A 25,866-nucleotide genomic window follows, 5' to 3' on the forward strand; every position below is an offset into this window, starting at 1 on the left:
GAAGCTCTAGCCCTCCTGCTTCACGAGCTGACGCGCTCGCGTGCGTGCCCAACCGTCTGCGGCCAGAACGTCGTCCACCGTAGTCGGTTCCGCCGACCACTCGCCCGCATCATCGAGAACAGCGGACACCGTGCGAACAATGGTCGGGAAGGTAATGACTCCGTCGAGAAATGCCTGCGCAGCAATCTCGTTGGCGGCGTTGTAGATTGCCGTGAAACAGCCGCCGGCCTTGCCGGCGCTACGGGCCAACTCGACGGCCGGAAAGACCGTTTCGTCGAGCGGCTCGAAATCCCACGTCGACGCCCTCGTGAAGTCGCAGGCCGCAGCGGCGCCGGCAATTCGATCGGGCCAACCCAACGCGAGGGCGATCGGGAGCTTCATGTCCGGCGGACTCGCCTGAGCCAGCGTCGAACCGTCAAAGAATGTGACCATGGAATGGACGATGGACTGCGGGTGGACCGTGACGTCGATCCGGTCGTAGTCGATACCGAACAGCAGATTCGTCTCGATCAACTCGAGCCCCTTGTTGACCAGGGTTGCCGAGTTGAGAGTGTTCATCGGACCCATCGACCAGGTGGGATGGGCCCCGGCTTGCTCAGGCGTCACCGACTCGAGAGCGTCAGCCGTCCAGCCGCGGAACGGCCCACCCGACGCTGTGAGAACCAACCGCGCCACTTCGTCGGCGGTACCGCCGCGCAGGCACTGAGCCAGCGCCGAGTGTTCGGAGTCGACAGGCACGATCTGACCGGGAGCCGCGGCCTTGGTGACCAGCGCGCCACCGGCGACCAACGATTCCTTGTTGGCGAGGGCCAACCGTGCACCCGACTCGAGAGCCGCCAATGTCGGTTCCAGTCCCAGCGATCCGACTAGAGCGTTGAGCACGACGTCGGCTCCGCTCTCGCGCACCAACTCCGCTGCAGCACCAGGACCGGAACGCGCCGTCACGGAATGAAGCGAAGCCGCGGCGTCCGGATTGGCCACGGCGACATCTCTGACCCCCGTCGCTGCGATCTGCTCGGCCAACAACTCGACGTTGTTCCCGCCGGCAGCCAGACCGACCACTTCGAACCGTTCAGGGTTAGCGGCGATGACTTCCAAGGCCTGAGTACCGATGGAACCGGTACTGCCGAGGAGAAGGACGCGAGTGGGTCTGGTTTCCTGCACTCGTCCATTGTTCCTGATAAGACCTGAGAACAACCTTATCGACGCCCAACTACGTACGACGGCCGGTCGTATGTCACGATATTGGGCAGTAGTTCAACCGAATGAGCAGGAGGATCGACCGTGGCCGATACCCAGTTGGACGTCAAGTCCAGCGCCCCCGTCGTGGTCTCGCACGTCGATGAGGCCGAGGTCCCCTCAGCCGCATGGGGGTGGAGTGGCGAAAGCCTCAAGGCGATGCGTATTGCCGGATGGTTCTTCACGGTATTCCTTCTCCTGATGATGATCGGCAATCACAGCGGCAAGGTCGAAGACCTGTGGCTGATCGGCACTGCCGGCTTGATGGCGATCATCTTGATCCGCGACGTGATTGTCCGCCGCCACCCGCGATAGAGACAGCCGCACGCGATAGAGACAGGCAAACAAAAAGACCTCCACGAACCCAGTGTTCGTGGAGGTCTCTTGTGTTGGAGTTCTTAGTTTTCGGCAGCCAGCTGACCACAAGCGGCAGCGATTTCCTGGCCACGTGTATCGCGAACCGTGCAGGAAACACCCTGAGCGATGACGCGGCGAACGAACTCGCGCTCGACATCCTTGGGGCTGGCGTCCCATTCGCTACCCGGGGTGGGGTTGAGCGGAATGAGGTTGACGTGAACAAGGCCGCCCAGAGCCTTCTTCAGTTTCTTGCCGAGCATGTCGGCGCGCCACGGCTGATCGTTGACTTCCTTGATCATCGCGTACTCGATCGACACGCGTCGGCCGGTCTGATCGGCGTAGTAACGTGCGGCTGACAAAACCTCGGCCACCGACCAACGGTTGTTCACCGGGACCAAGGTGTCGCGAAGTTCGTCGTCAGGCGTATGCAAGGACACAGCGAGCGTGACGCTCAGCCCCTCGTCGGCCAACTTGCGGATTGCCGGAGCCAAACCGACCGTCGAGACGGTGACGGATCGCTGCGAGAGCCCGAGTCCGTCGGGAGCCGGTGACGTGATGCGACGCACGGCAGCAACCACGCGCTTGTAGTTGGCCAGGGGCTCTCCCATGCCCATGAACACGACGTTGGAGAGTCGGCCCGGTCCACCGGCGATCTCGCCGTCGCGCATCGCGGCAGCCGCGTCACGAACCTGGTCGACGATCTCAGCCGTGGAAAGGTTCCGGTCGAGGCCGGCCTGGCCGGTTGCACAGAACGGGCAGGCCATTCCGCAACCAGCTTGGCTCGAAATGCACAAAGTCGCCCGTTCCGGGTAACGCATGAGGACGCTCTCGAGCAGCGTGCCGTCGTGCGCCTTCCACAGGGTCTTACGAGTGTCTCCGGAATCACACGAGAGATGCTTGATCGGCGTCAGCAATTTCGGGAACAGCGACTCCCCCACCTTTTCCCGCACCGACGCCGGAAGATCGGTCATCTTCTCGGGATCGGCTTCGAGCCGCGCGTAGTACTGCCGAGCCAACTGATCGGCCCGGAAAGCGGGCAGACCCAGCTCTTTCACCGCTTCTTTGCGCTCTGCGGAATCGAGGTCGGCGAGGTGCCGAGGAGGCATTCCACGCTTGGGTGCATTGAAGACGAGGGGAAGAGAGGCAGCCATAGTTACACCATTCTCCCATTGTTTTGACGTTCACCCCCACCGCGGCCCGATTGTGAGCCCGTAGAGCGTGCATGTTCACCGCCATTGCGTGATGATCGACTCATGTCCAGCACACCCGAAGATCCGTCGAACGCACCCGTGTACGGTCCTACGGACGGATTCGGATCCGACCCGGAACTACCCAAGACCGACGATACGACGGCCCTCGAAAAGCACTATCCTGAACCTGTTGCCCCACCCACTTCGACGCCGCCCGGAACTGCCGTCACCGACCGCACCCGCGCCGCGACAACCTGGGTCGGCCTGGTCATCGGCGCGATCGTGCTGATCCTTCTGCTGGTATTCATCCTGCAGAATCTGGAAAGCGTTTCCGTCAAGATCCTGGCGTGGCAAATAGATTTTCCGCTCGGCATCACGATCCTGCTCTCGGCGATTGCCGGGGCACTGATCATGGCGTTGGCGGGCGGAATACGCATCGTTCAGATCCGACGCGCAGCGAAGCGGCAACTGTGACTGAAATCTAGTTACGCAATTGGCCTGAACCCGTGCTCACCAGGCATCATTGGTGTCGTGAAAATCACCGGAAAGGCCCTGATGTGACTACTCACATGGAGAGACCCGTGACCTTACGAATTGCACCTGAACAGGCAAGATCGTGGCTACTGGTCCCTGCATCCAAACCGAACACCTTCGACGCCGCCCTCGCCAGCGCGGCCGACGCCGTCATCCTCGATCTCGAGGATGCAGTCACCCCGCCCGACAAGCCTGCCGCCCGAAAAGACGTCGTCGATTTCCTGAGCGCACACAACCGTGCGTGGGTGCGCATCAATGACGCGACCACCCCGTTCTGGGAAGAGGACCTCGCCGCGCTGGCCGGACTCCCCGGCCTCGAAGGCGTCATGCTCGCAAAAACCGAGAGTGGCCAGCAGGTCGACGCCACCGCCGATCGACTCCCCGAGGGCACCAAGATCTTGGCACTCGTCGAATCGGCCGTCGGACTTGAAGCCGCACCGGAAATCGCGCGCACCGACGGAACCTTCCGGCTGGCATTCGGCAGCGGAGACTTCCGACGCGACACCGGGATGGACGACTCCCCCACCTCGATGTCCTACCCGCGCTCGCGCCTGACCATTGCCAGTCGCGCGGCCCGCATCGCCGCACCGATCGACGGCCCCACGCTGGGTACGGATCAAGATCTGCTTGCACGCGACTGCGCAATCACCCTCTCACTCGGCATGGCCGGCAAGCTGTGTATGACAACGGCGCAGACCGCCCCCGTCAATGCCGGATTGAGCCCGTCCATCGCCGACGCAGTCTGGGCACAGGACGTCATCGACGACCTCGGCGAAGACGGCTCACGGGTACGCGACGGCAGTGACCTGCCGAGACTCGCAAAGGCAAAGAAGATCCACAAGCTTGCCACCCTGTTCCACATCACGAATCAGCGCTAATTCTTCCTTAGTTCTGAATCGGTGCAGAAGGCGTCAGGCGCTCAGACTTTCGGGAGCGCCTGACGTGAGACTCCGGCGGGTCACATGATTTCCAACGACCGCGGCTTCAATCGGACATGCACGCGATAGCGAACGGGAAACGCCAGCCCGGAGACCTGCGCGAAAGCACGATCCGCAGTCTTCTCGGTGAACTCGATACCCAGAACCCGACGCAGATCGTCCCGAGTCGCGAACTCCCACCGAGTGTCCACACGGGCGAGCGAAAATCCTTGAGCCGCGAAGAACGCTTCAACAGCGGCCGCGTCGTACTTGGGGAGGTCGGCGCGCATCCAATCGCCGTACGGCGACGCATTGACGTCGAGATCCACGATCATCAGTGCACCACCCGGCCGAAGAATGCGCATTGCCTCACGGATCCCCGCGCCACATCCCTTGCCGAAGAAGTAGGCAGTCCGGGCGTGAACGAGATCGACCGAAGATTCGTCGATTCCCGTCGACTCGGCGGACCCTTCGACCACATCGATCAAGGCAGAAGCGCGTGTTCGATCACGCGCCAACTTCACAAGGGGTGGGTGCGGTTCCACTCCGACGACGCGACGCGCGTCGCGAGCAAATTCCGGAAGATGAAAGCCGGCGCCACAACCGATGTCGACGACGTCACGGTCAGTCCAGTCCACGGCGACCCGCATTGCCGCCCAGATTGCGCCGTCGACGTCCTGCGCTCGATTCTCGACCTCGTACACGTCCGGCCAGTGCCAGATGTTCGGACTGGGAATCGGCTTGGCCCGGCCCGAGAAGAACTCACGCACGAGAGATCAGACGAGTGCGTACAAGATCAGCCACGTGACAAACGCCGACGGGAGAAGCGAATCCAGCCGGTCCATGATTCCGCCGTGGCCCGGCAGGAGGGTGCCCATGTCCTTGATTCCGAGTTCACGCTTGACCTGAGACTCGATGAGGTCACCCAGGGTAGCAACGACGACGAGGACAACGCCGAGTAGAACACCGATCATCGAATTCGCGTCGAGGATCAACGTAACCGTCAGCAAGCTGCCGATCACACAGAAGATCATCGAACCGGCAAAGCCTTCCCAAGACTTCTTCGGACTGACCGCGGGAACCATCGGATGCTTACCGAACAGCACACCGGCGGCGTAACCACCGACGTCGGAACACACCACACCGATCATCAGGACTGCGACGCGCCCCGGGCCGTCGTCTTCGAGAACCATCAGGGCACCGAACGACGCCAGCAATGGAATCCACGCAAGTACGAATACCGTGATCGATGTGTCGCGCAGGAAGTTCTTGGGGGTGGCTTTCAGGCCGTGGTCGAACAGTCGCCACACCATGCACACCAACACGGTGGCGGTGAACGCGCTGATCACACCGGCAGGACCCCAGGGCCAACCCAACCAGATCGTTGCCTGGCCGCCGATCAACAACGGGATCCGGGGAACCTCGATGTCAGCTTCACGCAGACGCGTGGCAACTTCCCACGTCGCGATGAACATTGCGATGGCAACGACGGCTATCCAGCCGGGCGGCAGGAAGACCAAGGTCCCGATGACCAAGGCTCCGAGACCAAGTCCGACGCCGATGGCGGCAGGAAGATTCCTGCCGGCCTTCGACGTAGGCGGCTGCGCGCCAACAGCGCCCCCCGTCGGCCCGTCCGTGACGGGACCGCCGGCGGTTCCCTCTTGTGCGTGCACCCAAACTCCCTGATCTACTCCCGACAAACAAACACGTGGAACGCGCGGAGGACTAGACCTCCATCAATTCCGCTTCCTTGTGTTTGACGAGCTCCTCGACAACGTGCACGTACTTGGCCGTGGTCTTGTCGAGTTCCTTCTCGGCGCGCCCGACCTCGTCCTCGCCGGCGTCGCCGTCCTTCTGGATGCGGCTGAGCTCGTCCATCGCCTTGCGACGGATGTTGCGGAGCGTGACCTTGGAATCTTCACCCTTGGACTTGGCCTGCTTGGCAAGTTCACGACGACGTTCTTCGGTGAGCTGCGGAACAGAAATCCGGATGATGCTGCCGTCGTTGGACGGGTTGACACCGAGATCCGAGTTACGGATCGCGGTCTCGATGGCATTGAGCTGCGAAGCCTCGTACGGCTTCACGATCACCATGCGAGCCTCGGGCACATTGATGCTCGCGAGCTGCGTGATCGGTGTGATCGAACCGTAGTAGTCGATCACGATGCGAGAAAACATGCCGGGGTTTGCGCGTCCGGTACGAACCGAGCCGAGATCGTCCTTGGCCACCGCGACAGCCTTTTCCATCTTTTCTTCGGCCTCGAAGAGCGCTTCATCAATCACGGCTGTTCCTCCATGTCGGTCTGCTTCTTGTCGTTCAGGATCGAATTGTCGAACGAATTGTGGGTGTCGGTCACGACTTGACCAGTGTTCCGATCTTCTCACCGGACACCGCACGTGCGATGTTTCCCTCGATCAGAAGGTTGAACACCATGATCGGCATCGAATTGTCCATGCACAGGCTGAATGCCGTGGCGTCGGCAACCTTGAGCTCACGTTCGATGACCTCGCGGTGCGTGATCTGCGTGTACATCGTTGCGGTCGGATCGAGACGCGGATCGGCCGTGAAGATGCCGTCGACGCCCTTCGCCATCAAGACGACCTCGGCACCGATCTCCAGTGCGCGCTGCGCCGCTGTGGTGTCCGTGGAGAAGTAGGGCATTCCCATGCCTGCGCCGAAGATGACAACGCGACCCTTCTCCAGGTGCCGGCGTGCACGAAGTGGCAGATACGGCTCCGCAACCTGACCCATCGTGATGGCAGTCTGCACGCGGGTGTCGACGCCTTCCTTCTCCAGGAAATCCTGCAGAGCCAGGCAGTTCATGACCGTGCCGAGCATGCCCATGTAGTCGGAACGCGCGCGGTCGAGGCCACGCTGCTGCAGTTCGGCGCCGCGGAAGAAGTTTCCGCCACCGATGACCACTGCTACCTGCACGCCCGATCGGACGACCTCCGCGATCTGCTCAGCCACCTTGGTGACCACATCGGGGTCGAGTCCGACCTTGCCGCCTCCGAACATTTCGCCGCCGAGTTTGAGCAGGACCCGCTTGAATCCTGGACGTTCGTTGGCTGGTTCGGACATTGTTCTCCTCAGTTCGATACAAGACCCGGTGGGGTCCTTAATTCCTTATTCAATCGCCGAATTGGTACCGGCGATTCACAAATTTTCAGGACGATCTGTCGAGACGCGTCCCGAAGGCACTCTTATCCTGCCTCATCGGAGGCCACAGGTACACGTAGACCCCGCCGGATGAGCGATGCTCTTCTGGCGGGGTCCATGTGTACGGGCTCCGGATTAAGCGGAAGCGCCGACCTCGAAACGCACGAAGCGCTTGACGGTCGCGCCGGCCTCGTCGAGGATCGCCTTGACGGTCTTCTTGGAGTCGGTAACCGAAGACTGCTCGGTCAGTACGACGTCCTTGAAGAATCCGTTGACGCGGCCTTCGATGATCTTCGGCAGAGCCTGCTCGGGCTTGCCTTCTGCGCGGGCGGTCTCTTCGGCGATGTGACGCTCGGAAGCGACGATCTCCGCGGGGACCTCGTCACGCGTGACGTACTTGGCCTTGAGGGCTGCAACCTGCATAGCTGCTCCACGAGCAGCCTCGGCAGCGGCATCGCCTTCGCCGGTGTACTCGACGAGAACGCCGACAGCGGGCGGCAAGTCGGAGCTGCGCTTGTGCAGGTACACGGCAACGGGGCCGTCGAAGGTTGCGACGCGGCTCAGTTCGAGCTTCTCGCCGATCTTCGCGGACTGCTCCGTGATGACGGTCGCGATGGTCTTGCCGTCGAGCTCGAGCGCCTTGAGAGCGTCAAGGTCAGCAGGCTTACCGGCAGCGGCGACGGTGACGATTGCGTCGGCCAACTTGATGAAATCTTCGTTCTTGGCAACGAAGTCGGTCTCGCAGTTGATCTCGATCATGACGCCGTCCTTGGCGACGACGAGACCTTCAGCGGTGGTGCGCTCTGCGCGCTTTCCGACATCCTTTGCGCCCTTGATGCGCAACTGCTCGACAGCCTTGTCGAAATCGCCATCGGTTTCTACGAGTGCGTTCTTGCACGCCATCATTCCGGAGCCGGTGAGCTCGCGGAGCCGCTTGACGTCTGCGGCGGTGTAGTTCGCCATGGTGAGCGATCCTCCTCGTTTGTCTGTTTCGGACGTGGTCTTCGGTGAAGCAATGCCCTACCGGTGAAAACGGCCCCGACCAAAGGAACTCTGGTCAGGGCCGGTTTCAGGGAATCAGGCCTCGGTGGCCGGTGCCTCTGCGGCGGGGGCAGCCTCAGCCTCGGCAGCCGGAGCTGCTTCTTCGGCGGGAGCAGCTTCAGCGGCGGGTGCAACGTCGGAGAGCAGTTCCTGCTCCCACTCGGTGAGGGGCTCGCCGGCTGCAGTCTCGGGCTTTGCGTCCTTGTCGGCGCTCAGTCCGGCACGCGCCTGCAGGCCCTCGGCAACCGCGGAAGCGACAACCTTGGTGAGCAGTGCTGCGGAGCGGATGGCGTCGTCGTTGCCCGGGATCGGGTAGTCGACGAGGTCGGGGTCGCAGTTGGTGTCCAGGATCGCGATGACCGGGATGTTCAGCTTGCGAGCCTCGGCAACTGCCAGGTGCTCCTTGTTGGTGTCGACGATCCACACAGCGGAAGGAACCTTGGCCATGTCGCGGATACCACCGAGGGTGCGATCCAGCTTGGTCATCTCACGCGTGAGCATGAGGATTTCCTTCTTGGTGCGACCTTCGAATCCACCGGTCTGCTCCATTGCCTCAAGCTCCTTGAGGCGGATGAGACGCTTGTGGACGGTGGTGAAGTTGGTGAGCATGCCGCCGAGCCAACGCTGGTTGACGTAGGGCATTCCGACGCGAGTGGCCTCAGAAGCGATGGACTCCTGTGCCTGCTTCTTGGTGCCGACGAAGAGGACGCTGCCGCCGTGGGCAACCGTCTCCTTGACGAACTCGTACGCCTTGTCGATGTACGTCAGCGTCTGCTGGAGGTCGATGATGTAGATGCCGTTGCGGTCGGTCAAGATGAAACGCTTCATCTTCGGGTTCCAACGACGGGTCTGGTGCCCGAAGTGGGTACCGCTGTCGAGCATCTGCCGCATAGTTACAACAGGCATTGTTGTTCTCTCTCTCAATTCGGTTGCTGCGCAGTGCCGGTGGCACCGCGCCCTGGCGCCCACACGGCCGTCGGACCCGTATCCGGAAATACAGGACCAGCCGAAGGCCGAAAAAACGTGCGCGGGCGCGCGAAGTCGGACTGTGCGAACACAGACCGCTCGACAAGTGTACGTCCTTGTCCGGCAATGCCATAACCAGGCCGATACCGCAAGGCACTCTTCCCGATTGGGGATACCACCCAAACCTGTGGATAACCATCTTGATCTGCGCTTTCACGGCATCGGCAGAGCTCAGGATCAGGGGATGACACCTTCCGCATTGCTGCGGCGCATCGCCGTCACACTGTGCACGCCGGCCCTGATGGCCACCTTTTCCATCAACCCACAGGCCTTCGCGGATTCGCGATTCGACTGGCCGTTGATGCCCCAACCCCGGGTCGAGCGAGTCTTCGACAATCCGGAGAAGAACTGGCTCCCCGGGCATCGTGGTGTCGACCTGGCGGGAGCCATCGATCAGGCGGTGCTCTCAGCCGGCACTGGAACCGTGGCCTTCGCCGGGACGGTTGCAGGAAAGCCGGTGGTATCCATCGACCACGTCGGGGGCGTCCGAACTACCTATGAACCTGTCACGGCAGTGGTCGCGGCGGGCGAACGCGTGGGAATCGGAACGATGATCGGCACACTCGAACCGGGACACGAGGGCTGCGCCGTGGCCGCTTGTCTCCATTGGGGACTACGACGCGGCCGTGAGTACCTGGATCCTCTCGGCTTGATCCACGATCAGCCGCTCCGACTCAAACCACTTCGACGCTGACGAAGCGGGCATCAACGCCATTCGGCGACGGCGTGGCGCCCGGCAGAATCGGCGAAGTCGTCGGCAACCATGGCAGCCAACTCCATGAACGCCCGCTTGGTTGCCGGCCGGAGCAATTCCAGGTCCATGACCGATCCTTCGGCGAGGTGTTCGTCGAAGGGCACTACCTTGACCGCCCGGCACCGACGCATGAAGTAATCGGTGAGCGCGTCCATGTCGATGACACTCGAACCGGGGCGCGCGGCACTGACGACAACAACGGTTCGCTCGACCAAGTGCCCGTATCCATGCATCTGCAACCAGTCCAAGGTTGCAGCAGCGCTTCGCGCGCCGTCGACCGCCGGCGAACTGACCAGCACCAATGAATTGGCGAGGTCGAGAACCCCGGTCATTGCGGAATGCATGATCCCGGTTCCGCAGTCGGTCAGAATGATGTTGTAGTACACCTGCAAGATGTCGATGACCTGGCGATAGTCATCTTCACTGAACGCTTCGGAGATAGCCGGATCCTGCTCGCTCGCCAAGACCTCGAGCCGACTGGGCGCCTGCGAAGTGTGGATCCGCACATCCGAGTAGCTGTTGATATCCGGCCTCGCCGCGATCAGATCCCGAACCGTCGACCGTGTCTGCAACGGAACACGCTGCGCCAACGTCCCGAAATCCGGGTTGGCGTCGACAGCTACAACACAGTCGCCGCGAAGTGAGGCGAATGTCGATCCGAGTCCGACGGTGACCGTTGTCTTGCCCACTCCCCCTTTGAGCGAAAGCAGGGCAATTCGGTAGTCGTTTCGGATCGGCTGCTCGATCCGCGCCACCAGCGCCTGGTCACGGAGATCGGAGCTGGACTCTCCGAGATTGACAAACCCTCCGGTAGCCCGATGAAGGCCCCGTCGCCAACCGCCACGCGGAGTTCGCCTCGCATGCTTCAGTAATGCATCAGCAACCAAGTCCTGATTGGTAACTTGCTGTTGACTCGACTGGCCTGCAGCTTGCGGTGGCGCCGACCACGACTCCTGTGCCCACGCCTGAGATTCCGGCGCAGGAACCGGCACCAGGGCGATGGGAGTCGGTTCTGCAACCCAGGCAGTCTGGCCGGCCTGCGGCAGGTGTTCCACGTTTTGGCGATTCACGATTCCCCCGGAAATTGCATATCATCGAGCGGCACAACATGGTTGTCCAACCTTGCCGATTCTCCACTCTTTCACTTCGCGACGCTACCAAATCACGCAACAGAACTCCCGCCACGAAAATTTTCATGCCCGTGGATGCGCCTGATCGTGGACTGCCCGGAGTCGTTCGACCGATACATGCGTGTACAGCTGAGTAGTCGCCAGGCTCGAATGTCCGAGCAATTCCTGGACTACGCGAAGGTCCGCTCCACCTTCCAGCAAATGCGTCGCTGCCGAATGCCGCAGTCCGTGTGGTGCCAGATTCGGAGCTCCGGGAACCGCCGCCACACTCTCGTGCACTACCGACCGCGCCTGGCGTTGATCGAGTCGTCCGCCGCGCTTGCCCAGCAACAGTGCGCTGCCGGATTTCTCCGACGCCATCATCGGCCTTCCGGACTCGAGCCACTGCTCGATTGCCGATTCGGCCGGCAACCCGTACGGCACCGACCGCTCCTTGTTTCCCTTACCGAGCACACGCAACAACCGACGATCCGCATCCACGGATTCCAGGTCGAGTCCACACAGTTCCCCCACACGAATTCCGGTGGAATACAAAAGTTCCATGATCAATCGATCGCGAAGTGCAACCGGATCACGTTGTTGCGCTCCAATTTTCGACGCTTCCATCGCCTCGATGGCCTGATTCTGACGCAACACGACCGGCAAAGTCCGCTGGGCCGGCGGGGCAGTCAACCGCGAGCCTGGGTCGGCCGAAATGCGAGCAGTCTGTGCAAGCCACGCCGTGAATCCCCGCGCCGACGACACTCGCCGTGCGACCGTCGTTCGGGCCGTTCCCGCCGCATTCTGTGCGGCCAGCCAAGAACGGAGTACCCGCAGATCCAGTTCAGCCAGTTCGACGCCAGCCGACTGCCCGGCAAGATGCTCGAGCAACGACCGGACATCACCGACGTACGCGCGGATGGTGTGCTCCGAACGCCCACGCCCGAGTCGCAGGTGTTCGGCATAGGCATCGAGATGGATCGACAGCGACTGCGGCAATTCGTCATACATCCTCATAAGGTTGCCTGCCTCGTGTAAAACGTCAAACACCCTCGCCGATACGGTTGGTCGGTGAACCGCGCAATTCCCTTGAAGATGCTAGGCATTCTGGCCCTGATTTCAGCAATCGCACCACTCGCCACCGACATGTATCTGCCGGGACTGCCGATCATGGCCGAGTCACTCGACACATCCGCCGCCAGCGTCCAATTGACGCTGACAACATTCATGGCCGGACTGGGAATCGGTCAGCTGATCATCGGGCCGATCTCCGACGGAATCGGGCGTCGACGCCTCCTGCTCGGCGCCGCAGCGATCACCACGCTGGCAAGTGCTGCGTGCGCTCTCGCACCCTCCATTGAATTCCTGATCGGCGCACGCCTGATCCAAGGCCTCAGCGGCGGGGCTGCGATCGTGCTCGCCCGCGCATGCATTGCCGATCGCGCCCGAGGCAACGGAGCGGCGAAGTTGTTCAGCATGATGATGATCATCGGCGGCGTCGCTCCCGTCATCGCCCCACTTCTCGGTGGAGTGCTCCTCGGTCCGGTTGGGTGGAGAGGCATCTTCTGGGTACTGACGGCGGCGGGCGTCGTCATGGTTGCCGGCGTGATCACCCTGGTACCGGAAACATTGCCACCGGAACGGCGGCACGGCGGCGGATTGAAAGCACTAGTCGCGAACCTGGGCTACGTCACCGGAAACCGTCGTTATCTCGGCTACGCGCTCGCCTTCATATTCGGATTCGGCGCCCTGTTCTCATACATCTCCGCGTCACCGTTTGTCGTACAGAACGTCCTGGGATTGACCCCGTCACAATTTTCGATGGTGTTTGCGGTCAACGCGGTGGGCATGGTTGTGTCGGCAACCATCACGGCACGACTACTCAGCCGCGTGAATGCACGTACTCTCTTGATCTTCGGAGTTGGCCTGCTCACACTATCTGGTTTCGCATTATACTGCGCTGCAGCGCTTTTCAACTCAACCAATCCGGCTGCCCTACTCATTCCGCTGTTCGTTTCGGTATCGAGCATCGGATTTATCATGGGTAACGCAACAGCGCTTGCCCAGGGCGAGGTCACCGCGGCAGCCGGTACCGGCTCCGCATTGATGGGCGCGGGCCAGTTCGGATTGGCGGCAGCAGTGTCACCGCTGGTGGGAATTGCCGGACCGGATACCGCCGTTCCGATGGCTGTAGCAATTCCCACCTTCGGCTTGCTCGCCGCATTGGCGTTGACCCTACTCACCCGAAGCTGTGATGCCGAAGAGAAACTGTCGACGAAGCGTTAACGTTCGGACACTGCCAATTCCGACTTCCAGACCCTGAATCCCTCTTCTGTACGTCCCCGACGCCAGTAACCTGAGATCGATGCGGATCCCGCTGGAACACCGCGATCCTTCCGGATGTACGAGCGCAGATTATGCATGACAGCTTGCGCCTCGCCGTGAATGAATACCTGGGGAGAACCCGGGAGCCATTCGAGTGCCCTCACTGCCGCGATTAGCGGTGCATTGTCGCCGGCTGATTCCTCGCCGACTAGGTCCGAGGACGCACCTCGGTACACCCAACTGACGACAACGCCTTTCGGGGTGTCGATGGCAATCTTGTCCTCGACCCCGCCGACCTCGAGGACGACGTAACCGATTGCATCTGGCGAAAGCCGCTCGACGGCGGCTGAAATTGCCGGAATCGCAGATTCATCACCCGCATAGAGATGCCAATCCGCCGATACTGCCGGCGAAAAGGCGCCGCCGGGCCCTCTCATGGTTATCTCAGCACCATCTGACACGGACGCAGCCCACGGGCCCGCTATCCCCACGTCACCGTGAACCACAAAATCAATCGCAATCTCGCGAGCTTTGCTGTCGTAACTTCGGATCGTGTACGTCCGAAGCACCAAGTCGTCAGCAGTTGCGAATTCGATCTTCACATACGAGTCACTGAACGCACTGGGAGTGAAGCTATCGAATCCTGGACCGCCGAGAAACACCCGCACCATGTGTGGGGTCAATTTCTGCGTACGCAGGACGGTCAGTGTTGTCGTCGGCTTGGCCACAGCCACATCCTCCAAAGTTAGTGTTACCTAACGATGGTACATGGATTTCCGATTTACGACGGTCGAGAGAAAAGAAACACGGCCGGTCGATCTCACAGATAACCGGTCGGATCGGCAGACGGTAAATAGCTCAAACCGACCAACCCGAATGAGTGAACGGAAATACCGTAACGATATCTTCGTGGAAAGTCTTCAAATTCCGACCAACAGCAAAGCAAGGGTAAATACAACTCTGGCACCCCACAAATTCTGTGGGGTGCCAGAGAAGTTCAATGCACTCTAGTGTGCTGCATCGAATGCGTCGATGATTTCTGCCTTGATGCGGCCACGCGGTGCAACCTCGTAGCCATTCTTCGCTGCCCAGTCACGGATAGCCTGCAAGGTCTCCTTGGAGCGCCCCGAACCCGATGTGGCCTGCGGAGATGTGAGCTGCGACTTCTTGCCGCGACGAGTGGTCACCTTGGCTGCAGCGTCGACGAACGGCTTGACCGCGGCGTCGAACTTTTCTGCATTGGTAGCGCGAAGATCGATCACATAATCGGTTCCCTGGTAGGAGAACTCGATACGATCACCGAAACCGTCATCGATCGGCTTACCGTCAAGATCGTCAATGAGTTGCCGAATCAGCTTCTCAGCCATTGCACTCCTCTTTCAATGAATGTTTCGCTTTCGGTTCACAATACACAGATTCTCGCCCATGTAACAAAGATGCCCTCAGAATCGATCCGACATCGAACAGACCCCGCGGTACGAATTGGGGATGGGTTAGCGACATTGCATTGCTTCAAACGTGATGCTAGCACCACACCGGGCCGATTCATTTCGATGACCGATAGGCGGCATCACTCACATCTCTATCTCGCCGATACCGACTAATCGGAGTTTAGGCACATCGACCTGAGACTTTCCTGAGACTTGCTCACGACATTGATGCGCACGAAGCCAGTCACACTCCCGCATCCCGCCGACATATCCGCATGCCCACCCTGCGAAAACGCCCTGACATGCCGACAACCCGAATCTCTTGCACTCACACCGATCTGCCCAATGATTTCGACGAACCATCCAGCAAATGGCCGATCACACCATATCCAACCAAATCGGCTGAAACGGCGAGGGCTATTTGGCACGAAACCATCCGCTGCCATCGGAACCGACAAATCCCTCCAACTCGAGCAGCGGAAGCGTCGCGCGTACCTGAGAAATCAGCAACCCTGATCCCTCGGACAACTCATTCGTGCTCCGTGAACCGGCTCCGGGTAATGCTTCGTAGACGAGACGAGAATTACCTTTCAATGAGTCGATGTCACGAACCGCTGCGGCATCGGATTCCGAGTCGACAAGATTGAAGGGTCCGGACACCTCTACTACATCCACGGCATTCGCCACCAAATGGGCTTCTCCTTCGCGGATCATTCGATGGCAACCAGCCGACGAGGCCGATGTCACCGGCCCGGGGACTGCCATTACAGGATGCCCGAGTTTCCGCGCCCAATTCGCAGTGTTCCGCGCACCGCTGCGCCATCCTGCTTCGACAACGACAACACCGTCGGATAATGCCGCGACCAATCGGTTTCGGGCCAAGAATCTGAACTTGGCCGGCGTCGTTCCCGGCGGATACTCACTTACCACCGCGCCCGAGTTCACAATCTGACGCAATAGACGCGCGTGCCCTGACGGATAGGCACGATCTACTCCGCAGGCCAGCACTGCAACAGTGGTCCCACCGACACCCAACGCTGCACGGTGAGCTGCCCCGTCGATCCCGAAGGCCGCACCGGAGGTCACTGTCCAACCGTCCACTGCCAGATCACCCGCGATCTCGGCGGTGACATGTTCCCCGTAGGACGTCGAGGCCCGAGTTCCCACAATCGCCACCGACCGTTCCGTCAATTCCGAAAGGTCGCGAGAACCCAAGACCCACAGAACAAATGGCGGTACCTCACCCGACGCTGCATCAAGCCCGTCGAATGCGAGCAGTCGCCAGGCCGGCCATTCGGGGGAATCCGGCGTGACCAACCTTCCGCCCATCGCGGCCATCAGATCCAGATCACGTTGCGCCGTATCGATATGTGCACGGGCGCGAGTCTTCTCCTCCAATGACGACGGCAGGTCACGGGTCTTCACTGCGTGCGCAGTCTCCTCGACTCCGAGGTGCTCGACCAATGCCGACAGGTGGACGCTCGGTCCTTGAGCAACCGTCGACAGGTATGCCCAAGCGAGTTGTTGCGGATCATGCGCGGTCATTGGAACCCCCTGTCCCTGAAATCGAGTGCTGTCACGACCTGATCTGCCCCGGGCATGGTTTCGCCGGCCAAATCCGACACTGTCCACGCAACTCTGATCGCCCGATCTGCCCCTCGAGCAGTGATCAAGCCCTTCCGGAGTGCACGCTCAACGGGCGCCAAGGCCTCACGGGAAAGTCGGAACTTCTGCCGCAGCGCCGGCCCCGGCACTTCGGCGTTTGTTCGCCATCCGTATTCACTCCAGCGCTCCGATGCCGCGTCCCGCGCCGCCGCCACTCGGATTCGCACACTCTCGGTGCTCTCCCCCACCTCGTCGATCAGCGCGCCGGTTGCTACCGCCTGCATCCGTATTCTGATATCGACGCGATCCAGTAGTGGGCCCGAAAGTTTGCCGAGATAGCGACGCCGCGCTGCGGGCGCGCACACACAATCCGCGTCACGTGGCGGCGCGCACGGGCACGGATTTGCGGCCAGGATCAGTTGGAATCGTGCCGGGTACCTCGCGACGCCGTCCCGGCGGGCAATGCGAACTTCGCCGTCTTCCAAGGGCGTTCGCAAAGCCTCGAGCACTTTGACGCCGATCTCGGCGCATTCGTCGAGGAACAGCACTCCGCGATGCGCCCGACTCACCGCACCCGGACGCGCCATCCCACTACCACCACCCACCAACGCACTCACCGACGAACTGTGATGCGGCGCAATAAACGGCGGCATATCGATCAACGGATGATCCGCAGTCAATACACCCGCCACCGAATGAATAGCCGTCACCTCCAACGCCTCACTCTCCGTCAACGGTGGCAATATCCCCGGAAGACGCTGCGCCAGCATCGTTTTCCCGATCCCCGGCGGACCCGTCAACATGAGATGATGGGCACCCGCCGCCGCCACTTCGATAGCCCACCTCGCATCCGCCTGCCCCACAACCTCACTGAGGTCACTGACCCCAATCTCCTCAGCCCGCTCGAAAGGCTCCGGCACCGGCAGATAAACCTCACCCCGCAACCACGAAATCACCGAAGACAGATCGTCAGCGCCCAGCACCTCGATGCCCTTCACCAACCCTGCCTCCGCCATTGCCGCACGCGGAACAACCACCGTGCCCCACCCCGCCCGCTTCGCGGCCAACACCGCCGGCAGCACACCCCGCACCGTCCGCAACCGGCCATCCAACGCCAACTCCCCCAGAAAGACAGTTGACCGTAACTCCTTGCGCGGCAACTTTTTAGCCGCATCCAACACGGACAAGGCAAGGGCCAAATCGTAAACACTGCCGACTTTCGGCAACGTCGCCGGCGACAACGCCAAAATGACTTTGCTGTCCGGCCACTCCTCGTTGGAATTGGTGACGGCCGCGCGAATCCGATCCCTCGATTCATGCAAAGCCGTGTCCGGCAGACCCACCAAATGCACGGCGGGCAGACCCCGCCCGATATCAGCCTCGATCTCCACGATCTGACCGTCGACGCCACTGACCGCCACCGAATGCGCCCGTCCCAGCGCCATCAGAACGCGTCCACAAAATGCTCGATCACCGGTTCCTGATTACGACAAATCAAGACAGCCACCACATCGAAACGCACTTTCGACCACGATCGGCCCGAATCACCGAGCCACTGCAGCGCCAACACCCGAATCCGACGACGCTTCGCGAACGTCACTGCCTCCGCCGGCGACCCGTATCCCAGCCCGCTGCGCGTCTTCACCTCTATGAATACGATTCGATCGTCTTCGGTGGCAATGACATCCAGCTCGCCGTACCGGCATCGCCAATTCCGTTCGACGATGTCCAGACCAGCATCGATCAGGAATTCGGTAGCCAGATCCTCGCCTCGAGCACCCAACGCAATATTCCCCGCCATCACAGACCCCCGAAGTTAATACTTCCCGCGCGCCCGCAGATACGAAACGCGTCCCACGCGTCACAGTGCCCCACCGAAACCGCGGACCGGAAAATGGAAACTAGCCTGTGGATAACCAGGCACTTGTGGAATTGAGGAGCGGCGCAGAACCCTCCGGCGAGGCAACTTGCCGATAGATAACCAGCGAGATCGAGAATGTCGCCCGGTGACACCTAGTCACCGGGGTCACGCGAGGTAGTAACGGACGTTCCTGCAGGTAGCGGCAACATTGTGGCGGTCATTTGAAGTCGCCCCAAGATTTCGCGCGGCTAATCACTCAGCACGGCGATGGTTACGCAGTCATTCATTCGCAATCTTATTTTGGAAATATTTTTGCCGATTCACCCCAAGATGGACATTCGTCCTGTAGACATAGTGACGTCCGACCTCAGAGGCTCCAAATCGTCGAGGTCGGACCTGCATCCCAGCCTGACGCGGGGGCGTCCAGGAATCAGAATTGCACGTACGCCCGATCGAATGGAGTACTACACAACATGTCTCGCCGCTCACTACGCCACGCTGTGGCAACCGCCGCGTCCCTGGCCATGCTCGCCACCGGCGTCACCGTTGGACTCGGAGCCTCGGTGGCTCAGGCCGCACCTGCTTGCGCGAAAGCCCAGTCAATCACCGACAGCTGGGCCGGCTCCTTCGGGGCGCCTTATACCCTCGCCAAGGAGATTGCCGGCGACGGCACCGTCGCACCGGGACAAACCGTCACCTACATCACCAAGATTTCCGGGTCGGGAGCACTGGCCAACTCAATCTGGGACTACCACCCGGCTGGGTTCCAGTTGACGAAGGCTCGCCTGAACGTCAGTTGGGCTGTGGGAGGTCAGTCGTGGTCGGACGTCACTGACACCGCCATCCAAGACTCGTCAGATAATTCCGTTACCGTCCGAGGCGGTGGGTGGACCACAGTGGGTGGCGCCGTCATCGCCCTGGAAACCACCTACAAGGTCCCCAGTAACGCCCAGGTTGGCTCCAAAATCGACAGTGGCGGCGGCGCCAATCTTGTCCTCGCAGCCGGGTACTGGGACGTCAACCCGATGGGCGTCTGCGTCACCATCCGTCAGCCGAATCCCGTTGAAGCCGGCTCGGGCAGCCTCGACAATGCGGGCCTCGGCTCGGTAAACACCGGATCGGGCCAGGTCTTCGGATCCATCACCGACCCGCAGGGATCGATGACCAACGTCATCAGCGGAATCCTGGGCAATGTCATCGGCGGCATGAGCTAACTCAGCTAAGCGAAGACTAGGGGCGGAGCCACCAGCGCATGCTGGTAGCTCCGCCCCTTTTGCGCCGTACCCCCTACCGGGCTTCCGACGCACCGACCAATCTGACTTCGCGGCCTTGCCAGCGAGACCGAAGCCAGCGGTCGTGACTGGCCACCACGATGGCACCCGGGCCGGTACCCAGAGCATCCTCCAACTCGTCGCACAGACGCGGTGAAAGATGGTTCGTGGGCTCGTCCAGAAGCAGCAACTCCGGTGGACGCGCCACCAACAATGCCAGAGCCAGACGGCGGCGTTGCCCTACGGACAACTCGACAACGACCTTGTTCAGATCCCAAGTCGCCAGCAGCCCAAGCGAATTCAACGGAATCGACTCCGCACTCTCCAGGCCGAGTACCTGATCGTAAATTTCCTGAGCGGTGTGGTCGGTCCGATCGAACGTAGTGTCCTGAGCCAGTAAGCCCGTCGTGAGTCCCGGCCGCCGCACCGTGCCGGCAGAGTCCAGCGTGCCCGCCATTACCGCAAGCAACGTGGACTTGCCGGCACCGTTCAATCCGGTGACCAGCAGCCGATCTGTGGTCGCAATGTCGAGGTGATCAATCGACAATCGACCCGGAACTCTCACTTCCCGCAAAGTCAGCAGGAACTCACCCGGCGACGGTGTGGCGAGCGCGCCGGGCTTGAACCTCAGCGGATGGGGAGGTTCGGCAACCTGATCGCGTTCCAGCTTGTCGAAGCGGCGGGTGGCGTTGCGAACTCGACGCGCAATCTGGTTCTGCACTCGCCCACCGGCGTGGCCGTATCCCATCTTTTCGTTGTCCTGCTTCAAGCGATTCGGTGCAACCTCGTGCGCGCTGACACCGGCCGCATAGCGCAACGCCTCCAATTCCTCCTGCTCGTCACTGAAACGCCGTTGCCAACGTGCCCGTTCGGCGACTTTCTGCGCCAGATAGGCGGTGTAGTTGCCGCCGTACCGGGTGGGACCGTCCACCGCTGGATCAAGATCGATCAGGTCTGTGCAGACGGCGTCTAGAAACGCACGGTCGTGGCTGGCGACCACAACGACACCCGGCAGACTGCGCAACTGTTCGGCCAGAAACTCCGCCGCCTCGTCGTCGAGGTGGTTGGTCGGCTCGTCAAGCAGCAACGCCGACGGCCGCCGAACCATCAGAGCCGCCAACGCCAACCGGCTTCGTTGCCCACCGGACAACGATGCGAGGGTGCGCTCGCGCGGCGCGTTCGCAAGACCGAGCCCGGTCACGACGATCTCTGCGCGCCGGTCCGCATCCCAGACTTCGTACCGCTGGGCGTAGTCGAGGCGTTCCGCGTAGGCGTCAAGCACATCGGAATCTTCGGGCGCCAGCGCGAGTTCCTGTGCAAGCCTGTCGAGTTCGACGATGGTCTCTCGCGCGTCGAGGAGTGCGTCGTCGAGCACGTCCGCGATCGTCGAAACGTCATCGAACGACATTTCCTGCTGCAGGAAACCAAGATCGAGGGGACGCTCGACACTGCCCGCGTCGGGTTCGTCCGTACCGGCGAGCAACCTCAACAGTGTCGACTTCCCGACGCCGTTTTCGCCGATCAGTCCGATCCGGTTGCCCGGAGCTGCTGTGAGCGAAACTCCGTCGAGCACTCGGCGTGTACCGAGCGTGCGGACCAGATCATGGGCGAGTAAAGCTAATTTAGGCACGTAAAACCGCCAAAGTCGAAGGTGAAAAACACGGTATGCACCGCCAGGCAGGTTTACCACCCGAACACCACTGGCCTTGCCTCCGAGCAGCGGGAGTAGCCGAATCGATTCCCCGACAGCAAGAAGTGAATTTGCCTACTAGTAGCTGTTTACCAGCAGAAACCCTGCCTGAATTGCTCGCAACCGCTAGAAGTTCAGGGAGCTCGAGCGTCTACTTTTTGCTGGTATGGATCCTGCGATGACCCTTGACATGGATTCCGTCCAACCAAAAGTGACACAGGTTACACCTGGGCGACATGACCAAATAGTCACTTTTGCGCAACCCTCAGATACGATCGAGGCGTGGATATGGTCACAAATGGACGCTTGTCTCCGACAGCCGCGTTCGGTCTCCACGTTTCTCATCCATCGTGACCCGGCCAGCATTCCCATCCCTGACGCGGGGGCGTCCAGGACTTGCAATTGCACTAACGCCCGACCAAATGGAGACCCACAAATGTCACGCACCTCAGTACGCCGCGCTGTAGCTACCACCGCGTCCCTCACTCTCATCGCTGCCGGCGTCACCGTCGGAATGGGCGCCGGAATTGCCTCCGCCGCACCGACCTGCGAGCAGACCTCGAGCGACACCAAAAACGACATCTCGACAGTGGGCATCACTCACACCTACAGCAAGACAGTCACCGAAAAAGAGGTGGCTGCCGACACTGAGGTGACGTACGAGACGACCGTCGGGACCACCTCAATCGGCAGCCCGTACGTCTACAGCGTCACTGACTTCGCACCTACCGAATTCGGCGCACCGGTCAGCGCCAGCGTTACTGCGTTCCACGTGCTCGGTGGCATGAAGACCGAGCCAGTCTCACCCACCGTTGACGGACCCGGCTACCGGGTCGCCAACACGGGCGGATGGATGGTCAACGCCGGCAACCCGCTGAAGGTCTCCATGACCTACAAGGTTCCGGCCGGCGCTTCCGTAGGCGATCAGATCACCAGCGGTGGCATGGCCACCACCGGCACCGTGGGCGTCTCGAACACCCTGAAGGACCTAACCTCCTGCTTCACCGTTCGCGGCAAGAACGCCGGCGAGTCCGTCTCCGGCAGCCTCGACGGTGCGGGCCTCGGATCCTCCGACGGCAACATGTCCTCGACCGGATCGCTCAGCGACTTCATCGGCGACGTCATTTCGCGGATCTTCTCGAACGGAAGCTAGTCCTAGTCCGTACCACTGACCGTGAACCTGCCCGACGCCACCGCGCTTCGAGCCGGTCCACGGTTTTGGTCTATCCGAGGCCGTTTCGCCCTATTCTCGGTAGATGACAAGTCCTCGCACACGCCACTTCGCGCAGGCCGCAGTAGTCGCAGCATCGGTTGCGGCGGTTGCCCTCGGCAGCACCGGGATTGCGTCGGCGCAAGACGAGTGGCCGCCGATACCCCCGTACCCGAGCCCGTCGGTACCGTTCGACAATTCGAATTTCCTCACCCCTGACAACCCGGTGTACTGGAATCCACTTGTGAACGAGGACCGACTGACGTCGCCGTTCGGCACCAGCACGCGCATTGTGTGCACTTCCTTTCACGGAGTCCTGACCGGTTGCTGGCAGGCCGATCAATACGGAAATCCGCACAGGCTTGTGCGTCTGCATGCCAATTTTCCAAGCGTGTCGGGATCCGGTCTTCCCGGCGGCGGACCCGGCCACTTCGTCTATCCGGGATTCATCCCTGGAAGCTGATCAAGATTCTTCGAATCTTTGTTCGAACAGTGCTAACCTGAAACAGGACGCACCGACGAGCACATCGAGGACCGCCATGAACGAGACAACAGAGGCAACTCACGAGTTGCAGCGATTGGTCGATGAGTTGACGGTGCTCGATCAGCGCCGCGTAGATATCGGCGAAAGTTTGGTTCACCTCGAGTACGTCTATGCGAACGCCGGTGCCCGGCAAGAAGCAGCAGCAGCCCGAAAAGCCTTCCAGGAACAGTACGTCGGCAGAATTTACGAGCTTGCCGACGGCCTGCGCACCTGAAAATAGGTTGCGCCCACCACCTCTCAGCGAGCATTGTCATCCCGGCACACCACAAGAGAACCACCAGGTTCCGATGTGCATAATGTGGGAGAAAATGATGGAGAAGATAACCAAGAGGCTGTGGAACTGGGCATCGATCCTCGACGAGAAAACTCGCGAGCAAGCGTTGCGTACGTCCCAGATGCCTTTTGTCCAGCCGCATCTGGCGTTGATGCCCGATGCGCACCTCGGCGCGGGAGCAACTGTCGGTTCGGTCATCCCAACCGAAGGTGCGATCATGCCCGCTGCTGTCGGCGTGGATATCGGCTGCGGGATGATCGCGGTCAAGACTCAGTTCAATGTGAGTGACATCGAAGGCCGCGACCTGAGCGCACTTCGCCACAGCATCGAACGCTCCGTCCCCCTCTCGGCCGGTGTCTACAACAAGACTCTGACCGACACCACGAAACCGCGTATCGCAGAACTCGAGACCATGGCCGGCGATCGCTTGCCGTTTTACGATCAGTTCAAGAACAACTGGCGGTTTCAACTCGGAACGCTGGGGTCCGGCAATCATTTCATCGAGGTCACAGTCGACGAAAATGACGCGCTCTGGCTATTCCTGCACTCGGGCAGTCGCGGTATCGGCAACAAGATCGCGCAGCATCACATCAAGATCGCCAAGGAGCTGTGCGCCCGCTGGCACATCGACTTACCTGACCCGGACCTGGCTTACCTGATAGAGAAGACACCCGAATTCGATTGTTACATTACCGATCTCAACTGGGCGCAGCATTTTGCCCTGTTGAATCGCGAGGAAATGATGGATCGGGTTGTCAAGGACTTCGCACACTTCATGGGCGACGGCACGCCGGCCGTCATCGAGGAACTCGAGCGGATCAACTGCCACCACAACTTCACCCAGAAAGAGTTCCACATGGGTCGCGGCGTGTGGCTGAGCAGAAAAGGTGCGATCAAAGCCGACGTCGGCACTCCCGGATTGATTCCAGGCTCCATGGGAACTGCCAGCTACGTCGTAGTCGGCAAGGGCAACGTGCCGTCGTTCAAGTCCAGCCCGCACGGCGCCGGACGTGTCTACGCCCGTAACCGCGCCCGGAAAACATTCACGATCGACGATCTCGACAAGGCCATGGTCGGCATCGAATACAAGCGGTCGACGGCGTTCCTGGACGAGATTCCCGGAGCGTACAAGGACATCGACGTGGTGATGGACGACGCGAATGACTTAGTCGAGATCCGTCACACCTTGCGTCAGATAGTCAACGTGAAGGGCGACTGAGCGCACAACTGACAAGGCCCGCAAAAAACACGAATGGCCCCGCCAAGACAATCGGCGGGGCCATTCGTGGAGTAGGTTCAGTCGGGCAAACGCAGGTCCGGCTTGTCCAGCTCTTCGATGTTGACGTCCTTGAACGTCACGACGCGCACGTACTTCACGAATCGCGCCGGACGGTACATGTCCCACACCCACGCGTCGGACATCCGCAGTTCAAAGTAGATTTCGCCATCCGAATTATGCGGTAGCAGCTCGACCGTGTTGGCGAGATAAAAACGTCGTTCCGTCTCCACGACGTAGGAGAACTGTCCGACGATGTCCCGGTATTCGCGATAGAGCGAAAGCTCCATCTCGGTTTCGTATTTCTCGAGATCCTCGGCACTCATCGGTTTAGCCAGTCCTCCCAGTTCGTCTGAACATCTATCATCCCGTATGGCCTGCACGCTGCTGCACCCGGAGTCCCGCAGCAACAACATTGGCGTACGTCATGCGATGCTCGGCGCACGGACCCAACTCCTCGAGCGAGTCCATGTGCAGTGGCGTGCTGTATCCCTTGTGTATCGCAAATCCGTATCCGGGATGGATACCGTCCATCTCTTCCATGACGTGATCACGCGTCACCTTGGCAAGAACACTGGCCGCGGCGATGCACGCAGCAGCGGCGTCGCCGCCGATCACCGGTAGGGACGGCGCGGTGAGGCCGGGCACTCGAAAGCCGTCGGTGAGAACGTATCCCGGCGGCGTCTCGAGGCCGGCGACAGCACGTCGCATTCCCTCGATATTGGCGACGTGAATTCCGATCCGATCAATTTCTTCGGCCGCGACCGAAATGACGCTCCATGCCAAGGCCAGCCGCTTGATCACCGGAAAGAGCTCTTCGCGGGCCCGTTCGGTGAGTTTCTTCGAATCATCCAATCGCGCAAGGGCTACGTGAGGTTTGGGCGCCAATACACAGGCCGCGATCACGAGCGGGCCGGCGCACGCACCACGTCCGGCTTCGTCGACACCCGCAACCGGACCCATCCCGGTTCGATACAGCGCAGACTCCATCGTTCGCAAACCTGTCGATCTGCGAATGACGACGCGAGGCGGCCAACTACTCGAACTACTCAC

General features: G+C 60.9%; 28 protein-coding genes. 10 read left to right on the forward strand and 18 right to left on the reverse strand.

Annotation, left to right across the window (positions count from 1 at the left end; genetic code table 11):
- Positions 1–6 precede the first annotated feature (6 nt).
- Positions 7–1,164 carry a 1-deoxy-D-xylulose-5-phosphate reductoisomerase gene (gene dxr / locus MTX36_RS15425; RefSeq protein WP_243620626.1) on the reverse strand — a complete coding sequence of 386 codons (1,158 nt, stop codon included), beginning with the start codon at positions 1,162–1,164 and terminating at the stop codon, positions 7–9.
- Between the two features lie 120 nt (positions 1,165–1,284).
- Between dxr and MTX36_RS15430 the strand changes: the two genes are divergently transcribed.
- Positions 1,285–1,554 carry a DUF2631 domain-containing protein gene (locus tag MTX36_RS15430; protein ID WP_243620627.1) on the forward strand — a complete coding sequence of 90 codons (270 nt, stop codon included), beginning with the start codon at positions 1,285–1,287 and terminating at the stop codon, positions 1,552–1,554.
- 83 nt (positions 1,555–1,637) lie between these two features.
- Here MTX36_RS15430 and rlmN read toward each other — a convergent pair whose 3' ends face one another.
- A complete protein-coding gene (gene rlmN, locus MTX36_RS15435; protein ID WP_243620628.1) occupies positions 1,638–2,747 on the reverse strand; it encodes a 23S rRNA (adenine(2503)-C(2))-methyltransferase RlmN in 1,110 nt (369 codons plus the stop codon).
- A gap of 102 nt (positions 2,748–2,849) precedes the next feature.
- Between rlmN and MTX36_RS15440 the strand changes: the two genes are divergently transcribed.
- On the forward strand, positions 2,850–3,260 hold the full coding sequence (locus tag MTX36_RS15440) for a lipopolysaccharide assembly LapA domain-containing protein (protein ID WP_243620629.1): 411 nt from the start codon (positions 2,850–2,852) through the stop codon (positions 3,258–3,260).
- 95 nt (positions 3,261–3,355) lie between these two features.
- Positions 3,356–4,198 (forward strand): CoA ester lyase, encoded by an 843-nt coding sequence (locus MTX36_RS15445; RefSeq protein ID WP_243620630.1) that lies wholly within the window; start codon positions 3,356–3,358, stop codon positions 4,196–4,198.
- An 80-nt stretch (positions 4,199–4,278) separates the two neighbouring features.
- Here the strand turns inward: MTX36_RS15445 and MTX36_RS15450 are convergent, their stop codons facing one another.
- The 6 genes from MTX36_RS15450 to rpsB form a co-directional block, all read right to left on the reverse strand.
- Entirely contained in the window at positions 4,279–5,007 is a 729-nt protein-coding gene (locus tag MTX36_RS15450; RefSeq protein WP_243620631.1) for a class I SAM-dependent methyltransferase, read from the reverse strand.
- A 6-nt stretch (positions 5,008–5,013) separates the two neighbouring features.
- Complete coding sequence (locus MTX36_RS15455) at positions 5,014–5,910, reverse strand: phosphatidate cytidylyltransferase (RefSeq protein ID WP_243620632.1); 897 nt, start codon at positions 5,908–5,910, stop codon at positions 5,014–5,016.
- 52 nt (positions 5,911–5,962) lie between these two features.
- The gene (gene frr, locus MTX36_RS15460) at positions 5,963–6,520 is read right to left on the reverse strand and encodes a ribosome recycling factor (protein ID WP_094272308.1); all 558 of its coding nucleotides are present in this window, start codon (positions 6,518–6,520) and stop codon (positions 5,963–5,965) included.
- Between the two features lie 70 nt (positions 6,521–6,590).
- Positions 6,591–7,319 (reverse strand): UMP kinase, encoded by a 729-nt coding sequence (pyrH, locus tag MTX36_RS15465; RefSeq protein ID WP_243620633.1) that lies wholly within the window; start codon positions 7,317–7,319, stop codon positions 6,591–6,593.
- A 213-nt stretch (positions 7,320–7,532) separates the two neighbouring features.
- Positions 7,533–8,360, reverse strand: coding sequence for a translation elongation factor Ts (tsf, locus tag MTX36_RS15470; protein WP_243620634.1), 828 nt, complete (start codon positions 8,358–8,360; stop codon positions 7,533–7,535).
- 114 nt (positions 8,361–8,474) lie between these two features.
- Positions 8,475–9,344, reverse strand: a complete 870-nt coding sequence (gene rpsB / locus MTX36_RS15475) for a 30S ribosomal protein S2 (RefSeq protein WP_243620635.1) — start codon at positions 9,342–9,344, stop codon at positions 8,475–8,477.
- A 304-nt stretch (positions 9,345–9,648) separates the two neighbouring features.
- Between rpsB and MTX36_RS15480 the strand changes: the two genes are divergently transcribed.
- Complete coding sequence (locus MTX36_RS15480; protein ID WP_374230492.1) at positions 9,649–10,158, forward strand: M23 family metallopeptidase; 510 nt, start codon at positions 9,649–9,651, stop codon at positions 10,156–10,158.
- An 11-nt stretch (positions 10,159–10,169) separates the two neighbouring features.
- Here the strand turns inward: MTX36_RS15480 and MTX36_RS15485 are convergent, their stop codons facing one another.
- Together MTX36_RS15485 and MTX36_RS15490 are read right to left on the reverse strand one after the other, a co-directional pair.
- Entirely contained in the window at positions 10,170–11,288 is a 1,119-nt protein-coding gene (locus MTX36_RS15485; RefSeq protein WP_243620636.1) for a MinD/ParA family protein, read from the reverse strand.
- A gap of 123 nt (positions 11,289–11,411) precedes the next feature.
- Positions 11,412–12,344 (reverse strand): tyrosine recombinase XerC, encoded by a 933-nt coding sequence (locus tag MTX36_RS15490; RefSeq protein WP_243620637.1) that lies wholly within the window; start codon positions 12,342–12,344, stop codon positions 11,412–11,414.
- A 78-nt stretch (positions 12,345–12,422) separates the two neighbouring features.
- Between MTX36_RS15490 and MTX36_RS15495 the strand changes: the two genes are divergently transcribed.
- Entirely contained in the window at positions 12,423–13,613 is a 1,191-nt protein-coding gene (locus tag MTX36_RS15495) for a multidrug effflux MFS transporter (RefSeq protein WP_243620698.1), read from the forward strand.
- Here the strand turns inward: MTX36_RS15495 and MTX36_RS15500 are convergent.
- The 5 genes from MTX36_RS15500 to MTX36_RS15520 form a co-directional block, all read right to left on the reverse strand.
- The gene (locus MTX36_RS15500) at positions 13,610–14,380 is read right to left on the reverse strand and encodes a siderophore-interacting protein (protein WP_243620638.1); all 771 of its coding nucleotides are present in this window, start codon (positions 14,378–14,380) and stop codon (positions 13,610–13,612) included. The genes MTX36_RS15495 and MTX36_RS15500 overlap by 4 nt on opposite strands.
- A gap of 279 nt (positions 14,381–14,659) precedes the next feature.
- Positions 14,660–15,019 (reverse strand): Lsr2 family protein, encoded by a 360-nt coding sequence (locus MTX36_RS15505; RefSeq protein ID WP_094272299.1) that lies wholly within the window; start codon positions 15,017–15,019, stop codon positions 14,660–14,662.
- Between the two features lie 480 nt (positions 15,020–15,499).
- The gene (dprA, locus tag MTX36_RS15510) at positions 15,500–16,627 is read right to left on the reverse strand and encodes a DNA-processing protein DprA (protein WP_243620639.1); all 1,128 of its coding nucleotides are present in this window, start codon (positions 16,625–16,627) and stop codon (positions 15,500–15,502) included.
- A complete protein-coding gene (locus MTX36_RS15515; protein WP_243620640.1) occupies positions 16,624–18,132 on the reverse strand; it encodes a YifB family Mg chelatase-like AAA ATPase in 1,509 nt (502 codons plus the stop codon). The genes dprA and MTX36_RS15515 overlap by 4 nt, the downstream gene beginning before the upstream one ends.
- Entirely contained in the window at positions 18,132–18,488 is a 357-nt protein-coding gene (locus MTX36_RS15520; RefSeq protein WP_243620641.1) for a YraN family protein, read from the reverse strand. The genes MTX36_RS15515 and MTX36_RS15520 overlap by 1 nt, the downstream gene beginning before the upstream one ends.
- A gap of 533 nt (positions 18,489–19,021) precedes the next feature.
- On the opposite strand from MTX36_RS15520, the gene MTX36_RS15525 reads away from it, so the two are divergent.
- Positions 19,022–19,762, forward strand: a complete 741-nt coding sequence (locus MTX36_RS15525; protein WP_243620642.1) for a hypothetical protein — start codon at positions 19,022–19,024, stop codon at positions 19,760–19,762.
- A gap of 73 nt (positions 19,763–19,835) precedes the next feature.
- On the opposite strand, the gene MTX36_RS15530 is transcribed toward MTX36_RS15525, so the two are convergent.
- Positions 19,836–21,449, reverse strand: coding sequence for an ABC-F family ATP-binding cassette domain-containing protein (locus tag MTX36_RS15530; RefSeq protein ID WP_243620643.1), 1,614 nt, complete (start codon positions 21,447–21,449; stop codon positions 19,836–19,838).
- Positions 21,450–21,945: 496 nt separating this feature from the next.
- On the opposite strand from MTX36_RS15530, the gene MTX36_RS15535 reads away from it, so the two are divergent.
- The 4 genes from MTX36_RS15535 to MTX36_RS15550 all read left to right on the forward strand — a co-directional run bounded on the left by MTX36_RS15535 (position 21,946) and on the right by MTX36_RS15550 (position 24,756).
- Positions 21,946–22,662 carry a hypothetical protein gene (locus MTX36_RS15535; RefSeq protein WP_243620644.1) on the forward strand — a complete coding sequence of 239 codons (717 nt, stop codon included), beginning with the start codon at positions 21,946–21,948 and terminating at the stop codon, positions 22,660–22,662.
- 103 nt (positions 22,663–22,765) lie between these two features.
- Positions 22,766–23,182 carry a hypothetical protein gene (locus tag MTX36_RS15540; RefSeq protein WP_243620645.1) on the forward strand — a complete coding sequence of 139 codons (417 nt, stop codon included), beginning with the start codon at positions 22,766–22,768 and terminating at the stop codon, positions 23,180–23,182.
- A gap of 76 nt (positions 23,183–23,258) precedes the next feature.
- Positions 23,259–23,477, forward strand: coding sequence for a hypothetical protein (locus MTX36_RS15545; RefSeq protein ID WP_243620646.1), 219 nt, complete (start codon positions 23,259–23,261; stop codon positions 23,475–23,477).
- Between the two features lie 97 nt (positions 23,478–23,574).
- Positions 23,575–24,756, forward strand: a complete 1,182-nt coding sequence (locus tag MTX36_RS15550; RefSeq protein ID WP_243620699.1) for an RtcB family protein — start codon at positions 23,575–23,577, stop codon at positions 24,754–24,756.
- Positions 24,757–24,833: 77 nt separating this feature from the next.
- Here MTX36_RS15550 and MTX36_RS15555 read toward each other — a convergent pair whose 3' ends face one another.
- Entirely contained in the window at positions 24,834–25,139 is a 306-nt protein-coding gene (locus MTX36_RS15555; protein ID WP_003942715.1) for a DUF2469 domain-containing protein, read from the reverse strand.
- Positions 25,140–25,176: 37 nt separating this feature from the next.
- Entirely contained in the window at positions 25,177–25,866 is a 690-nt protein-coding gene (locus tag MTX36_RS15560; RefSeq protein ID WP_308198229.1) for a ribonuclease HII, read from the reverse strand.

Source organism: Rhodococcus sp. ARC_M6, assembly GCF_022810305.1.
Lineage (GTDB): Bacteria > Actinomycetota > Actinomycetes > Mycobacteriales > Mycobacteriaceae > Rhodococcus_F.

Coding starts and splice junctions, on each gene's coding strand:
- rlmN (WP_243620628.1), bottom strand. CDS start 2,747: ATGGCTGCCTCTCTTCCCCTCGTCTTCAATGCACCCAAGCGTGGAATG.
- MTX36_RS15440 (WP_243620629.1), top strand. CDS start 2,850: ATGTCCAGCACACCCGAAGATCCGTCGAACGCACCCGTGTACGGTCCT.
- MTX36_RS15445 (WP_243620630.1), top strand. CDS start 3,356: ATGGAGAGACCCGTGACCTTACGAATTGCACCTGAACAGGCAAGATCG.
- pyrH (WP_243620633.1), bottom strand. CDS start 7,319: ATGTCCGAACCAGCCAACGAACGTCCAGGATTCAAGCGGGTCCTGCTC.
- tsf (WP_243620634.1), bottom strand. CDS start 8,360: ATGGCGAACTACACCGCCGCAGACGTCAAGCGGCTCCGCGAGCTCACC.
- rpsB (WP_243620635.1), bottom strand. CDS start 9,344: ATGCCTGTTGTAACTATGCGGCAGATGCTCGACAGCGGTACCCACTTC.
- MTX36_RS15480 (WP_374230492.1), top strand. CDS start 9,649: ATGACACCTTCCGCATTGCTGCGGCGCATCGCCGTCACACTGTGCACG.
- MTX36_RS15490 (WP_243620637.1), bottom strand. CDS start 12,344: ATGAGGATGTATGACGAATTGCCGCAGTCGCTGTCGATCCATCTCGAT.
- MTX36_RS15495 (WP_243620698.1), top strand. CDS start 12,423: ATGCTAGGCATTCTGGCCCTGATTTCAGCAATCGCACCACTCGCCACC.
- MTX36_RS15505 (WP_094272299.1), bottom strand. CDS start 15,019: ATGGCTGAGAAGCTGATTCGGCAACTCATTGACGATCTTGACGGTAAG.
- dprA (WP_243620639.1), bottom strand. CDS start 16,627: ATGACCGCGCATGATCCGCAACAACTCGCTTGGGCATACCTGTCGACG.
- MTX36_RS15515 (WP_243620640.1), bottom strand. CDS start 18,132: ATGGCGCTGGGACGGGCGCATTCGGTGGCGGTCAGTGGCGTCGACGGT.
- MTX36_RS15520 (WP_243620641.1), bottom strand. CDS start 18,488: ATGGCGGGGAATATTGCGTTGGGTGCTCGAGGCGAGGATCTGGCTACC.
- MTX36_RS15525 (WP_243620642.1), top strand. CDS start 19,022: ATGTCTCGCCGCTCACTACGCCACGCTGTGGCAACCGCCGCGTCCCTG.
- MTX36_RS15535 (WP_243620644.1), top strand. CDS start 21,946: ATGTCACGCACCTCAGTACGCCGCGCTGTAGCTACCACCGCGTCCCTC.
- MTX36_RS15540 (WP_243620645.1), top strand. CDS start 22,766: ATGACAAGTCCTCGCACACGCCACTTCGCGCAGGCCGCAGTAGTCGCA.
- MTX36_RS15545 (WP_243620646.1), top strand. CDS start 23,259: ATGAACGAGACAACAGAGGCAACTCACGAGTTGCAGCGATTGGTCGAT.
- MTX36_RS15550 (WP_243620699.1), top strand. CDS start 23,575: ATGGAGAAGATAACCAAGAGGCTGTGGAACTGGGCATCGATCCTCGAC.
- MTX36_RS15555 (WP_003942715.1), bottom strand. CDS start 25,139: ATGAGTGCCGAGGATCTCGAGAAATACGAAACCGAGATGGAGCTTTCG.